Origin of the sequence: Photobacterium lutimaris, from assembly GCF_003025555.1 — a bacterium.
GTDB lineage: Bacteria > Pseudomonadota > Gammaproteobacteria > Enterobacterales > Vibrionaceae > Photobacterium > Photobacterium lutimaris.
In genome coordinates, this window is the sequence record NZ_PYMH01000001.1 from 885185 (window position 1) to 900277 (window position 15093).

The 15093-nt window shown below is 45.3% G+C and carries 12 protein-coding genes; 5 read left to right on the forward strand and 7 right to left on the reverse strand.

Annotation, left to right across the window (positions count from 1 at the left end):
- Position 1: 1 nt before the first annotated feature.
- A complete protein-coding gene (locus C9I99_RS03790) occupies positions 2–1303 on the forward strand; it encodes a Y-family DNA polymerase (protein WP_107347489.1) in 1302 nt (433 codons plus the stop codon).
- A 485-nt stretch (positions 1304–1788) separates the two neighbouring features.
- Here the strand turns inward: C9I99_RS03790 and C9I99_RS03800 are convergent, their stop codons facing one another.
- From C9I99_RS03800 to C9I99_RS03815, 4 genes are all read right to left on the reverse strand, one after another.
- Positions 1789–2739, reverse strand: a complete 951-nt coding sequence (locus C9I99_RS03800; RefSeq protein ID WP_107347491.1) for a YeiH family protein — start codon at positions 2737–2739, stop codon at positions 1789–1791.
- Between the two features lie 119 nt (positions 2740–2858).
- A complete protein-coding gene (locus C9I99_RS03805) occupies positions 2859–3182 on the reverse strand; it encodes a YdbL family probable chaperone protein (RefSeq protein WP_107347492.1) in 324 nt (107 codons plus the stop codon).
- Positions 3183–3200: 18 nt separating this feature from the next.
- Positions 3201–3416, reverse strand: coding sequence for a YnbE family lipoprotein (locus tag C9I99_RS03810; protein WP_107347493.1), 216 nt, complete (start codon positions 3414–3416; stop codon positions 3201–3203).
- Between the two features lie 106 nt (positions 3417–3522).
- The gene (locus tag C9I99_RS03815; RefSeq protein WP_107347494.1) at positions 3523–6849 is read right to left on the reverse strand and encodes an intermembrane phospholipid transport protein YdbH family protein; all 3327 of its coding nucleotides are present in this window, start codon (positions 6847–6849) and stop codon (positions 3523–3525) included.
- A 389-nt stretch (positions 6850–7238) separates the two neighbouring features.
- Here C9I99_RS03815 and C9I99_RS03820 point away from each other — a divergent pair, with 389 nt between their 5' ends.
- Entirely contained in the window at positions 7239–8516 is a 1278-nt protein-coding gene (locus C9I99_RS03820) for an NRAMP family divalent metal transporter (RefSeq protein ID WP_107347495.1), read from the forward strand.
- Between the two features lie 145 nt (positions 8517–8661).
- Here C9I99_RS03820 and C9I99_RS03825 read toward each other — a convergent pair whose 3' ends face one another.
- On the reverse strand, positions 8662–9021 hold the full coding sequence (locus tag C9I99_RS03825; RefSeq protein ID WP_107347496.1) for a hypothetical protein: 360 nt from the start codon (positions 9019–9021) through the stop codon (positions 8662–8664).
- Between the two features lie 445 nt (positions 9022–9466).
- Between C9I99_RS03825 and C9I99_RS03830 the strand changes: the two genes are divergently transcribed.
- Complete coding sequence (locus tag C9I99_RS03830; RefSeq protein WP_107347497.1) at positions 9467–10363, forward strand: LysR family transcriptional regulator; 897 nt, start codon at positions 9467–9469, stop codon at positions 10361–10363.
- Between the two features lie 36 nt (positions 10364–10399).
- On the opposite strand, the gene C9I99_RS03835 is transcribed toward C9I99_RS03830, so the two are convergent.
- Both C9I99_RS03835 and C9I99_RS03840 read right to left on the reverse strand, forming a co-directional pair.
- Positions 10400–13093 carry a bifunctional acetate--CoA ligase family protein/GNAT family N-acetyltransferase gene (locus C9I99_RS03835; protein WP_107347498.1) on the reverse strand — a complete coding sequence of 898 codons (2694 nt, stop codon included), beginning with the start codon at positions 13091–13093 and terminating at the stop codon, positions 10400–10402.
- A 164-nt stretch (positions 13094–13257) separates the two neighbouring features.
- Positions 13258–13767 (reverse strand): DUF2301 domain-containing membrane protein, encoded by a 510-nt coding sequence (locus tag C9I99_RS03840; RefSeq protein ID WP_107347499.1) that lies wholly within the window; start codon positions 13765–13767, stop codon positions 13258–13260.
- Between the two features lie 204 nt (positions 13768–13971).
- On the opposite strand from C9I99_RS03840, the gene C9I99_RS03845 reads away from it, so the two are divergent.
- Positions 13972–14502 (forward strand): SPOR domain-containing protein, encoded by a 531-nt coding sequence (locus C9I99_RS03845; RefSeq protein WP_107347857.1) that lies wholly within the window; start codon positions 13972–13974, stop codon positions 14500–14502.
- 189 nt (positions 14503–14691) lie between these two features.
- Positions 14692–15048 carry an ArsR/SmtB family transcription factor gene (locus tag C9I99_RS03850; protein ID WP_107347500.1) on the forward strand — a complete coding sequence of 119 codons (357 nt, stop codon included), beginning with the start codon at positions 14692–14694 and terminating at the stop codon, positions 15046–15048.
- Positions 15049–15093: the final 45 nt, after the last annotated feature.

Here is a 15093-nt window from a genome sequence, read left to right on the forward strand (position 1 = left end):
CATGGCGGCATTAGACGGATATCGTGATCAGGTTTGGGCGCTTGTTGATGCGAAAAGCTTCTATTGTGCCTGTGAGCAAATTTTCGACCCGAAATTGGTCAATAAACCCCTTGTTGTCCTTTCGAATAATGATGGTTGTTGCGTCGCTCTTTCACCACAGGCTAAGGCGTTAGGGATCAAGCGAGGCGCGCCTTGGTTCAAGATTGAACGGGAGGCGCGAAAAATGGGGGTGGAGGTCCGCAGTTCCAACTATACCCTTTATGCTGATATGAGCCGTCGTTTTATCGAAGAACTACACCACTTTTCTCCTCATGTAGAGCAGTACTCCATTGATGAGGCATTTATACGATTAGATGGCTTTAAGCTGGATGGTTTGACCCAGAAAGGTCAAGACATTCGAGATACCGTCTACAGCCACCTGGGACTGCCTGTAAGGGTCGGGATTGGTGCAAGCCCAACATTGGCTAAGTTGGCTAACCATGCTGCAAAGCAGTTCGAACAGCGGGTTGAAGGCGTTATTCAAATTGATAATGAAGAGCGACGCCGTTGGCTATTGGAGCGTTGTACGGTGCAAGAGATATGGGGGATCGGTGCAAAGACGGCAACCCGCTTGCATACCAGTGGTATTACGAATGCGCTTGAACTCTCGGAGCAAAGCCCTGCTGATATGCGGCGTTTGTGGAATGTGGGGCTGGCCAGAACCGTACTTGAGCTACAAGGGGTAGCGTGTATAGAGCCTGGCGATATAGACGAAAAGCGCAAGCAGATATTATCCAGTCGTAGTTTCGGTACGGATTTGACGGATCTAAGCGATTTAAAAGCAGCGCTTGCTTTTCATTGCCAACGTGCCGGTGAAAAACTTCGCCGCCAGCAGAGTCAGGCCAGTGTCGTCAGCGTCTTTCTTCGGACAAACCGCTATAAAGATTTACCGCAGCATAATATAAGCTGTGCAAAAGAGTTAATGTGCCCCAGCCAGGATAGCTATCGATTTCTCGATACTGCTATAGCGCTGCTGAAGTCGGTTTATCGTCCGGGATATGCCTACCAGAAGATCGGCGTGATCTTAGAGGGCTTAACCGATGCCAACAATGATCAGTTTCAATTTGATATGTTCGACAGTAGTGCATTGGAAGAGGTGAAACGACGAGACCTGATGGCCATCACCGATCAGATGAACGCCAAATTTAAAAACGGCGTCAAGCCGGCTTCTGTGATTGGTTCCACTAACTGGCACATGCGCCAAGCATTTCGTTCCAATCGCTGGACAACGCGGCTGGATGAGTTGCAGGTGGCAAAGTGTTGAAGGTCTGAACATACCGCCTGGGTGAATATATAACAAAACCGAATGTCATAGAGTGAAAGCGAATTTCTGAATTCAGACAATTAGTTAATAATTACCTGTATCTCCTTATGTTGTGATAGATAGAGGTTATGGATGTTTGTTTGGATAGGGATTGTGAGTGGCACTCTAATCGCCTCATCGTTTACCTCGGGGCTGATAAGTGCTGTTTTAGACTTCGTCGCTTTCATCATTATTATGTGCCTTGGAGCTCGGCGCTTAAAACAGAAGAATCAACGAAATAGCCCAAGAGAGAGTAAGGCTCATGTGAAGCCCGCGAAGGGAAGTGCAGAATTTAAAGAGGAACTAAAGCATATCAAGAACGAGTCTGACCGAATAAGCATTACACCGTAACGTATTCTAAAATAAGCCCGCTATTTCCTCACATAACGATGTTGGGAAATGGCAGGCTTATAGTCATTGCAGAACGTGACTCTCGAAAGAGAGGGTTAGCTTAAAAACTGGATGTAAGCCAACGATCCACCACCGATAGAGACCCAAAGCAATACACCAAGCAGCAGCGGTTGGAAACCTGCAGCCCGCAACTTTTGGATTGTGATGCCAGAGCCAATCAAAAATAGGCACACCACTAATACACGTTTAGACAGCGAAAATACCGCACTGTAAAAAGGCTGGAAGTCAGGAAGCAAGTAGGCGACTAAAATAGCTAAGCAGTAAAATAAGATGAAGAAAGGTATACCAATTTTTTTGCTGTTACCTTTGAACATTAAGGCGCTGAGGAATGCAATTGGAATAATCCACAGAGCACGGGCAAGCTTCAGTGTCGTCGCTGTTTTCAACGCTTCATCGCCATAGGCTCCAGCGGCTCCCACAACCGATGACGTGTCATGGATGGCAATTGCAGCCCATGTACCAAACGCATGCTGACTCATTTCAAAGTAATGACCGATCACCGGGAAGATAAACAAGGCAATAGCATTAAGGACAAACACGGTCGCCAGTGCCAGTGATGTTTGATCGTCTTTCGCGTTGATGGCCGGTGCCACAGCTGCAATTGCACTCCCACCACAAATCGCCGTACCCGATGCAATCAGATGGCCTGTCTTTTGCTCAATGCGTAGCAACTTAGTCAATGCGTAACCCAACACCAACGTACAGAAGATAGACGCCACGATGAGACCGAAACCTTGCTTACTGGCTTGGATAGCTTGATCAAGCTGGATACCAAAACCTAAACCAATAATGGAGTATGAAAGGAGTTTTTTGGTTAAGGCGGCTAGATTGAACTGGGTAGGCACAATCCCGAAAGTGGCGAGGGTAAAGCCAAGAACCAAGGCGATAGGCGAGCTAACAACCGGTAGCAGGCACAGCAACGCCGCTGCGATGAAAACACCGTCTTTTGGGGCCAGTTTGATGAAATTAGGTTGAACTGTAGACATTACTTTAAGGTATGAACAAAACGTGGCAGGAGTATATGTCTAAAGTGGTATAAGGATAATTATAATCTTCTTATTCCGGGGTTAAGAAATGCTTAACCAATGGTGTGGCGGCATTGAACTTATTTTTTGACCCACTTACCCGATGGGTCTTGGTAGTAGTTACCAGACTCGGTTTTCTCTATCGCTTTTTTGTGGGCGATATGACCAACTTCTTTGACCGTTAAGCCATGGGAGACCGAAATTTTTTTGAATGTGTTTGTTCGCCGTTTATTGACTTCAGCAACTAAACGTCTGACATCGTTGGATGGACGAGCGGTGATAGGAGCAATTAGCCCAGTATTTGCTTCACCAACAAGACCTTGGTCCTTGGCCTGCTGTAGGTTGAGAGCAAGTGCACTAAAAGCGATGAAGAAAGATAGAACGAAGAGCAGTATTCGTGTCATGGCATACTCCCTGCCGCCTTAAAAGACATCATCATCATTAAATAGCTCATCGATTTCCTTATCAACTTTTATACGAATCTCGTGCTCTATTTTGACATTCAAATTAACTTCTATTGGCTTTTCTGAGGCGGTAACCTGTACCGTCGGAGTGCAGCCTGATAGTGCCGTAAGAGACATTACCGAAAACAGGGTGATAAATAATGGTATATAAAACAGCTTAAGTTGGATATCCATTGGTTACAACCTTTTGTGGACCTCATACCTACGAGACTGCCTACTAGCAGCATAAAATCGATAGGTACGTCCAGCCATGTGATTTGTTAAATTCAAGCGCAAAAAGCTACTTATCCACACCAATCTGCTTTAAGAACATATTTTCCAACTTTGTTGAATTAATCATATTCAGTGTTTTTATCAAAGCCGGAATGTTTTCTTCTAAACTGAGGTTCAGATTAATCGGGCGTCCGGATAAAACATCAGGGTTTCGCCCTTTGAAATGTGATCTGGCACTCAATTGTCCTTCTTTAGAATAGTCTAGATTAACGATTAATGAATGGTAGTTATAATTTTTGAGAATCTTACTCACCACGAGCAAGCTACTCTCACCGGCAGCCTCAACATTCTGATCAATGGCAGATCCTTCCTTGTATTTGAGGATCCCGCCAGGATAGCGCGCATGGAGTTTCCCTGCCTTAATAACCGGAGTTTGATCTTCGAACCCCAAAGGTAATATGCCATCAACAACCCCCGTCATCTCAATATCTTTTGCTTCAATGGCCTCAATGAGATTGGCTAATTTCAAGCCGTGAACACGGATCGGCGTAGTCGGGATATCGGAAAGGGAGCGACTGGTCACATTGTGTAGGCTAACGTCTCCCCCCAAGACATAAGCTTTGGCTCTATGCAGGGTGTAAAACGGTTGCTGGGTATCGAATTCAAGCAAGGCATAAAGGTTTTCCAGTAATATTCCAGTATGTAAGTAACTGACATGTAAGCTGATGGGCTGACGTGAGCGTATTCCTTGATTAGAGATATCGATAGCAAACGACACATTGAGGTCTGCATAATGTGTATTATGGATATACCCGCTTAAGTTATTTGTATATAACCCAAGTTGACCTGACCACTGATTGTCTTTGACTGTGAGTTTTGCGTCAAAGCCTAATGAACCAGCAGTGATATCATGATCGATGGGCAGCTTAGGGAGATAATATTTCTTCAGTGATTGCTGACTGGAAAAAGGAATATCATTACGGTGTAACTCAATGTTTGCTTGCTGCAGTGGCAGTAAGTAATCGACGGTATAGACGAATAATTTGGTATGACGTTTATTTGAAACACTGCCTTTGAATCTGGATCTATTTGGACCGACGTTTACTACACCTTCTGTCATTAATTCGGGCAGGCGCTGGTTATTTTGGTTCAATGACAGATGGATCTGATAACCGGCACTTAACTCAAATTCGATAGGGTGTTCAGGCGGTAAATCGATAGTGAATTGTAAGTTGGACAAAAAGGATGTGAGCTGTCCGCTATAGCGCTGTACCGGTAATTGGTTAGTATTTTTATTCCGGCGGATAGCGGCTATCTCTGCTTCAGAAATCTGTTCAGCAGTAATCAGTTTTAGAGCCGCGAGGTTGCTGGCATTGATTGTTATAGGGTGATTGTCATTGGTTGTAATGGAAAGCCTTGTCATTTTGTCTTGCCTGAAATCTTGGACAAGGTTTATTTGTTTGGCTTTAATGAGCACTTCATCTGCATCCGCTTCAATCCACTCGCCATGATGTTGATAGAGTAGTTGTTCGATACTGAGCTGGGTATCAACGAGTTTCAAATCAATATGATCATCCACCCATTTACCGACCAGTGTTGATGCCATTTGGCTATTTGTCATGGCGAGCTCTGGCACTGGAAATAATTGTGGAATGCGCGCATTGATGGCACTTTTTGCGTGACACTGTAGCGAATCGTCGTCACTGAAAAAGGGAACCAGGCACTGAAGCGTAGAGAAAGTGAGTTGCATATCATAGCCTAGCTTGTGGTTGTAAAAACGGAGCTCTTCACTGTTTCTATCTAACCCCACAGCAATATTGCCATTTCGGTATTCTGCGTTAAAAGTCAGCACGCCATCGGTGTTGAGGTCTAGAAGTGCAAGGGAAGACGCGGACGGCTTTGATCGGCTAGGGCTGAGTGCGGCATGTTGGAAGGCAAAGCGGTTGAGTTCAACACTTACCTTTTCCGGTAAAGCGACCTCAATGGCATAGCTGGCATGTTCAACATCGCGGAAATGAAAGGGGTCATTAGCCCCAGCATTAGGCGGTGTTGCAGTCTTGAATGACAAGGCTGTTTGCTTGGCCGAGATAATGATCGGTTTGGTGAGTTCAGCACTCGGGATATCGTATAGCTTGAGCCGGTCGGTGAGATCGCGTGTTCGTTTAAACTTGGCTTCGCAGCGGAATACTTTCGGTAAAGGGCTTATGAAATTAATATCGGCTTTGCAGTCAAGTTCATTTCCTTTCGGGCCGATAACAATGCCTTTAAAATTTGCATCTTCAAGAGAACGATGTTTGATCAGCACATCGATGTCGTAGGGCTCGTCAGGACCCAATGCTTGGCCTTTCAAATGCAGCTTGGCTTGTTTGTCGGGCCGCTTTTCCCTAGACCGAGGGGTATCCAATACCAGCTTGGCATTCATGATCAGGTTGCCATAGGTGAAATGACTGACTTTCAGATGCTTGATAGGTAACAAAGCCAAATTGGCTATTGCATGACCGAGGTGCAGTCCTTCATGGGTGTCGTCAGGCTTGTCTAGAAATTCTGGTAGTTCTACCGGCTGGGCAAAGCGTAGCTCTTTGGCCAATAATCTCATGCTTGTCGTTGGTTGGCTAAGATCAACCGTAAGGGCAATGTCATTACCTTGCTGCTGAAAGCTGTCGAGCAATATTTGCCATTGCGGGGTGAGCCTGTCTATGTGAACGGCTAATGGCATTTTGTCCTTTTGCCAGCTGAGAGAAAAGTGTCCTTTGTTGAGCGTGATGGGGTAGATATTCTGACCTATGTCCTGTGGAAGGAAGAGGTTGAGTTCTGCAGCATCAATAATACCCGTTAAGGTAATGAATGGGTCAGTGGTCAGAACTAGCTGCAAGTCATTGACCTGCTGTGGGACCTTTGTGCCAGCAGTGCTTTCTACCACAACAGAAGCCTGCTGACTGTGGGCACTAAAGACATACGGGGCGGATAAATCGGTTAAGTTAAATGTGATGTCTTTGAATGTAATGGCACCCAAAGACAGCCCCTGGGATTTAATCGCACCTTGTATACTAGGCGCCAAGCGAACGACGGTGTGGGGTGACAGCAGGCGCCATGATGAAGTAGAAATGGCACTCTGATCATTGGAAAAGTGCTCCAGAGACAATTGCCTGATGGTGATTGCGGTTTTATTGACGGAAATGGACAGTTCATCAATTTGGACGCGTTTGCCGATATGGATACCAGAGATCGCATTGATTTCGATTCCCTTTGAAGCGAGCCAAGGGGGGATGAATACGGCAAGTAGAACGACGGAGATGACAACAAAGAACAAGCCATAGGTACACATACGGACATACCGGTAGCGAGTCGGTTTTGATGGTGAAGTATTATTATTTTTGCCTACAGCGTGATTCATATAACAATTAATACTCTACCTAACAAAATGTTTTATGACTTTTATAAGCATAAACGCTGTGCTGGAAACTGTGATAAATATTGTATAAATCAAACACTTCTAGTTTAAATAAGTTGTGGTTTATTCTACTGTGTGTCTCCTTTGCAGCCTGCTTAGAATAAAATTTTGTATTTTATTGAAGTTGCTGAATTTCTGTGATTTTTTTATTGTTTTTTTGCGTGGTTTTGCCTGATAACAAGAACGTGTAAAGGTGTGTTATTGAAGCATATGCCTGGTTTTTGCTTGTGGGTTGGTTTAATCATCTTATAGGTGCATTGGGATAGGTTGATTGTTTGTGACAAAACTGAGACAAAATGAGGCCTAATTAAACAAATCATCAGGATGTGATTATGTCAGAAACCTCTCCAATACCGCCTTCCTCCACTAAATCAATCCCATTGAGCAAATTGATTCGCTTATTAGGGCCTGGTGTGATGATGGCAACGGCAGCCGTCGGCGGCTCACACTTAGTCGCGTCAACCAAGGCGGGGGCGATATATGGTTGGCAACTCGCGGCTTTGATTCTGCTGGTAAACCTTTTGAAGTACCCATTTTTCAGAGCCGGCGTGCAATACACCATGGGAACGGGCAAAAGCCTAGTCCAGGGCTATGATGGAATGGGGAGAGGCTATCTGTGGGTGTTTACCGGATTAAGCCTGATCTCGGGGGTGGTCAACACGGCCGCGTTATTACTTTTCAGTGCCAGTCTATTGGGCTATTTCTTGCCGTTCAGTCTGTCACTGCCTATCTTATCTGGCATTGTCGTTATTGCTTGTTTGGTGATATTAATCGCCGGACATTATAAGGCGTTAGATGGCCTATCTAAGGTCATCATGACGGTGTTGGTCATCGCGACTTTATCGGCAGTCCTCATTGCTGCGGGTAAAGGCAGTGTGGCCCCCGCTGACTTTGAAGCGCCGTCTGCTTGGTCAATCGCCTCTATCGGCTTTATTGTGGTCATGATGGGGTGGATGCCAGCACCGATTGAAATTTCGTGTCTAACGTCGCTGTGGCTAAAAAGCCAATGTAAGGAGCAGCAAGTCTCACCGCAGTCGGCACTGTTTGATTTCAATGTGGGATATATCGGTACGGCGATTCTTGCGATTGTTTTTCTTTCTCTTGGGGCATTGGTATTGCATGGCAACGGTACGGAGTTGAAAGCATCGGGTATTGGCTTCTCGCATCAATTAGTCAGTATGTATGCGTCAACCATTGGTGAATGGTCACGTTACCTTATTGCTATTGTGGCTTTCTTTGCCATTTTTGGTAGTACCATCACCGTCATTGATGGTTATGCCCGTGCTCTGGCTGAGGCCCAATCATTATTGCTGTCAAAACCTGTCGGTCAACGAGCTTTCCATCATGGTTGGATGCTGCTTATTGCCGTAGCAGCCATGGGGATTATTGTGTTCTTTAGTTCAGCGTTAATGCCAATGCTTGATTTTGCGATGGTTATGGCTTTTATGACCACTCCGATTTTTGCCTTGCTTAACTATAAGCTAGTTTCAAAAACTGACTTGCCGGTAGCTTTGCAATGGTCCAAGAAAATGAAGCTGCTATCGTGGGTGGGGTTAACGTATCTGTTCGGCTTCCTAGCCGTGTTTATCTGGTGGAAGTGGCTAATGTAAAAAGAACCGGATACAGACAGGACGTAGGTATCCGGCAGATTCCATGTTGACGAAGGGGGAGTACCCTGAAAAGGCATTCAGCCCCCAGTTATTGTTATTAAAATTTGATTGACTGCGTTCACTTTACATGTGGTGCTGTATGCTATTACCCAGCAAGAACAGGGTCAGCCGCAGCTTCATTTATTGCTTTCGAATGTATGGTTGGGTGTTTTTTCTTAGGGACGGTTAACTCATGATTAATCTGCTCAATCCCTTCAATAAGTGCATTATGCACAACCTCCGTTTGCCCAGCCTCTAGAGCGTGTAATGCTCGAAATAATGTTTTTTGCAGTTCAGTGACTTGTTTAGTCGCGTAGTCGAGTTCTATTGACCCCAAAGAGATAAGATCGTTAACTTGTTTTGCGGAACCCGCAGAAGAGACTGACAGTTGTTGAGCGATAATTTGCGAAGAACATAGTTTCAAATACGAGAGGGTTTGGCTTAGTGACTGTGAGGCTTTGTCCATTCGAGAACTCCTTGAAAAATCATCATACCCAAGGGCTTAAAGGCAATAATGATGTCCGTTATTGATAAGTGGTGGAATGAGAAAAATGGTTAAGTGGTTGTAACGTTACCTTTAAATATAATCTAGGTCAGTGTGAGGGCGAAGAGTTTGGCTCAGATCAAATTGAGCGTAAACAAGGCGTTGAATCATAGTGGTTTTAGTCGTTTTTATGATTAAGTTATCACATTGGTATGAAATTTTACGGGGTATATACAAAAGATTTTGAATGATTATGCTGTAGCGTGAATGGAACGTGTTATTGAATGATCACCTTCGACTCTTGCACGGTAATCAGGGAATTAACGGATTTAGCAAAAATTGAAGGTGACGATGAATGACATAGATGTGTATGCTAACGACTACATTAACAAGGCGATTATAATGACCATTTTAACAAGGAGGAACGGTGAATAAGCTATTGTCTTTTGAAGCTTTGATGGTACTAGATGCTATTGAGCGACGAGGTAGTTTTGCTGCAGCATCGGAAGAGTTAGGCAGAGCGCCTTCATCTTTGAGTTATCAGGTTCAGAAGCTTGAGCAAGATCTGGACTTGGTGATATTTGACCGTTCTGGCCATAAAGCGGTGTTTACCAAAGCAGGGTATCTTCTACTTGAAAGAGGTCGTTTGTTATTAACCGCAGCTGATGAAATGATTGCAGATGCCAGTGCATTGGCCCATGGCTGGGAGCTGGATATTACGATTGCTTACGATGGCTTAGTTAAAGTGGATACCTTGTTTCCGCTGGTGGAAGGACTCGCTCAGCAGAGTAAAACACGTGTTCGCTTCCAGGAAGAAATACTGGCGGGCTGTTGGGAAGCGTTAGCGCAAGACAGAGCAGATATTCTTATCGCTCCAGCACCGACGGTTGCACCACCGGAAGTCAAAATTCAAACATTAGGCACATTAGATACTATTTGGGTTGCACACCCTGATCATCCTATTCACAAGCATAAATACCCACTTGATCCGGTCATTCGCAAACAATACCGAGGCATAGCCGTAGCCGACACGGCACGAAATTTACCGCCTATTACTTATAACATTCTTGATGATCAGCCATTACTGACTGTGGGTTCAATGCATGACAAGTTAAATGCGTTGAAAGCTGGATTAGGCATTGCGACCATGTCTTACAGTTATGCGAAAGAAGCCATTGAAAGTGGGGAGCTGGTGGTTATTGGTGATGATCCCGTTAATGAACTTGAGTTGGTCCTAGCATGGAATCGAAGCCGTATGGGGAAAGCCAAATCTTGGTGTATCCAACATATTGCTTCACTGTGGAAAAAGCAGACTAGCCACTAACCATTATCGGTTGCTAGTCTGCCTAATTGTTGACAGCTATTGCTTAAGTGGCAACAACATTTCGACAATGCCATCTTCCATTTGAATATCGATTTCAAAGCCGACTTTTTGAGCTAGCATGATCATCCCTCGGTTAGAAGGCATGGTCATACCGGTGATGCGCTTTAGTCCAGCTTCACGGCAATAGCGAATGATCTTACTCATTAAGATACTGCCTAGACCGACACCTTTAAGATCCGAACGCACGAGAATGGCAAACTCGGCTTCGATATTTTCAGGGTCGGACAGAGCGCGCGTAACCCCGATAATGGTGCCTTTCACCTCGCCATGGTCATTCGTTGTTTCTCTAACCGCGACAAACGCCATTTCACGGTCGTAATCTATCTGGGTAAAGTTTGCCAGCGCTTCGTGATTGAACTCTCCAACATCAGAGAAAAAGCGTTTGTAGAGATCTTCAACCGATACCTTGGCGATAAACTCGGCATGCTGCGGTTCATCTTCTGGCAAGATCGGGCGGAGTAAGATCCGATCACCATTTTTCAAGGTGACGTTTTCTTCAAGCTCTTTCGGGTATGGCCGAATAGCCAGTCGCTCTTGGCGATTGCCACTGAAGTGACGGAGAGTCATCGAGGCATCAATGACCGTCATCTCATTACCTGCAGCCAGTAGCGGATGAATGTGAAACGACTCAATCTCTGGGCAATCGATGATCAGCTGAGACGTTTTGACCAGCAGGCGGCATAGTGCAGGGATATCAATTTTCTCCGGCAAATTACGCTGGGTAATTTTCCCTGTTTTGATCGCATTGATCACCATATATCGGGCTAGGGCCATATTTAACGGCGGGATACCCACCGAGGCATTCTTGTGAATATCCCAATCACCCACATCTTCACCCAATAAAATCACCGGCCCAAAGACATTATCATTATGCACGGATAACCTAAGCTCCTGTGCGCCGGCACGCTTCGCCATTCGTTGTACCAAGAGTCCATCAATTCTTGCATGAGGATAATCCAATGACACACGATCAAGGATCGCTTGTGCACCGTTAGCCACTTCGTCTGCGGTACGTAGATAAAGCAAAACGCCGTGAATTTCTGACTTATGGGGAATATCAGGCGAGCGTAACTTTACGGCTACGGGGTAGCCAATTTGGTTGGCAATGTGCGCGGCTTCAGCGGGATCGCAGGCGATCCAGGTGGGCAGGGTATTAAAGCCATAGGATTCCAGTACCGGCCTAACATCGTGTGTTTCTAATTGGGTGACGCCTTGTGCTAGAAGATGGTTAACAACATCATGTACGTGTCTTGGGTTGGCTTTGGTCTCACCAAATGACACCGGGGTTTCCATTAACTGCTTTTGGTTACGTCGGTATTCCACCAAATGCATGAAAGCAGATACGGCACTTTCGGGGGTTCGGTATGCGGGGTAGCCCGCTTCGGTGAAAATTTTACGGGAAACAACGGCCTCATCTTCACCTGCCCAATTGGTCAGTATATTGAATTTTCGGGTACGAGGGTGGGCATTGAGAACCTCAACTAATCGGCGAGCTGTTTCGTTGCCTGTCGCAATCGCGGAAGGTGAGTGCATGATTAACAACGCATCAAAGTCATCACTATCAAGAAGAATTTTGACCGCTTCTTCGTAACGACCAATATCGGCATCACCAATGATGTCGATTGGGTTTGCCTTCGACCAGCATGACGGCAAAATAGCCGACAATTTGCTGGTGGTTTCTTCACTTAATTGCGCAAGTTTTCCGCCACGATCGGCTAACGCATCAACCGCCATGATCGCCGGACCACCGCCATTGGTTAAAATAGCTAATCGTTCTCCACGCAATGGAACGGAGTGGGCGAGGGTTTCGACTGCTGCGAAAAGTTCATGGGTATTATTTACCCTTAGCATACCCGATCGCCGTATGGCTGCGTCATAGACGGCATCCAGTCCGGCAGGTGAGCCCGTGTGTAAGACTGCAGCGGCACTACCGGCAGGTGTTCTTCCGCTTTTCACTACCAGGATCCGTCGGTTGCGCGCTGCTGCCCGAGCTGCCGACATAAACCGTCGCGCGTCTTTCACCGAGTCAATATAAAGCAGTATGGCTTCCGTCTTGCTGTCTCGACATAAGTTATCCAGTAATTCGGCGAAATTGATATCACAGGCATCGCCGAGGGAAAGAAAAGTGGAAAAGCCGACGTTCTTGTTTTTTGCCCAGTCCAGAATGGTGGTACATACTGCTGCCGATTGGGAAATGAAGGCGATATTGCCTTTATTCGCGGCGATCGGAGAAAAGGAGGCGTTAAGATTTATCCAAGGCAGAATCAGCCCCATGCTATTGGGCCCAACCAAGCGCATATCAAACTGGCGAGCAACATCGAACATTCGTTGCTCTTCAGTTTTATTTTCACTCACGATATTGGCCATGCCGGCAGCTAATACAATCGCGACTTTTACGCCCTTTTCACCTAACTGGCGAATAATGTCGACATTGCGATGGGCATTGGTGCACACGATAGCTAAATCGGGAATGCGTGGCAGACTTTCAATCGTTGGATAGGCCAGAACGCCAGCAACCGCATCGTATTTGGGGGTGACAGGCATGATGGGACCATGAAAAGAGCCAGATAACAGGTTACGAATGACCACATTCCCTGCTCGGTTTGGGTTATCAGAGGCACCGACCACGGCAATTGACTTGGGTTTTAGCAGTTTGTCTAATCCGTCCATATCACACTCATTCTCGCAATGCTTTTCACTGAGTGTAACCAAAGCAACATCGAGTTTCTGGCTAAAGTGTGGGAGCTGTGATCAATGCCTAATATCAATGGATTAGGGGGAGGAGTGAGGGTGGCAGGTCCTTTGCCACGTGAATTAATTGTCGGCGTTGAGAATTAAATTTGGTACTTGGACTTATCGCCGATATCGTAATGCATTGGCATGCGCCATTTAGAAAATGCGGCAACAGCAAGTAGAATTGCCCCTGTCATACTAAATGCAATACTGATTTGTGTTTGACCAAACACCATGCAAAACCAATAGCCGGCTAAGGCCAGAGGGGTTAACAACAGAGGCTTTAATTGAAAGCAGAAATACTCTTTAATGGCTAGCGCACTGAATGAAAATAATGCTGCACCGAGGGCCAATGGTGACCAAAGATCTATCAATAGCCAAACAACAGCGAAAAGTGCACTTCCAAGGATTAACCAACGAAAGCGTTTGTCATAGATATGTACCGTGGTCGTCGCAAGAATTGCGGCAATGACAAGTGCCGTTGTACCCACATCAATTTCCCAAGCCAGAATAGACATTATACCGGCAGCGGCCGTAAGAGCTGAGCGATACAGGATCACGGTTAACTTATCCAGATTATCCAAGTCACTCTTAATATGAGGATCGGCCATGTTGAACTCCAATAGAACGAAAGAAAGCAGTTATATACTCAAGTAACGTCAAGATCCTGATGAATCGAAAGTTACTTAGCTATATTTTACCTCTAATTCCTGTGATGAAGGGCAGAGAGTTATTGATCTAACGTAAACTTAAGCTTGAATGGTGGAATTTCCAACGGCAGAATGAGACTAGATTTTTTGTTTGGCAGAGAAATAATGAAAAAACTAGCCATGTTGGCCGTAGTTACGGCGGTGTCTGGGTGCGCTTCAGATTCTGGAAATACGGAGATTATCACTTCATCCAAAGAAGAAATATATCTTCAGGAGCAAGTGGCATCAGAAACCCTGACTAAATTGGAAGAGGATACCATTCCCAACAACGACAGAGCAGATCAAGCAACGGCGACAGACGTTATAAAGAAAGCCGCTGAAGAAGATAAAGCTACAGGTACAGAACAACAGCTGTCGAAGTCTGGTTATTCGATACAAGTCTTGGCGCTAAGCCATAATAAAGGCTTCGTGTCGTACATGAATAAACTACCATCAGACCAACCGGTTTGGACGAATAAGAAGCAACTCAACGGCGTACCTTGGTATACCTTGCTATACGGAAATTTTGATACCAAAGAGCAAGCCCGTAAGGCTCTTGAGGCATTACCAAGGAATGTTAAAGCGTATGGACCTTTCATTCGTGACTTGGATGAAGTGAAAGCTTCTCCAACACCGAAGTTGACACGTTTGAACTAGCATCGACAAGTCACAAACATCAAAGCAGCCTACTGGCTGCTTTTTTTATGTTAATGAGTGAACTGGGTTGGAACTCAACACTTGAGTTGATGCTCTCCAGCGGTAAATGACTTGTCTTTTCGCTATATTTCGATATTTCAAGTAATATTGAATCTTGATTAATTCAATTCTTCTTGTAATATTGAACTTATGAACAGAGATGAAGCGACAACAATTTTTGACTCACTGTCTTCAGGTGTCCGGCTTGATGCTTGGCGCTTGCTCGTCAAAGCGGGTAATGAAGGCAAAGTAGCAGGGGAGATGGCAAAGGAGATGGGGGTTGCCCCCAATTCATTATCATTTCATTTAAAGGCGATGTTGCATGCGGGTTTGGTGTCCGTAGAACAGCAAGGAAGGTTCCAACGATATCGTGCAAACATACCCGTCATGATGGCGTTAATTGCGTATTTGACTGAAGAGTGCTGCGGTGATGATACCGAAGCAAGCTGTCATCCAAGTCAGGCTAGCAGCATGTGTAGTACAGCAAAGAGTCAGGTAAATCCATAAATTGGGTTTGATCATTTTTTCTTATTTAAACAACTATTTTCAATA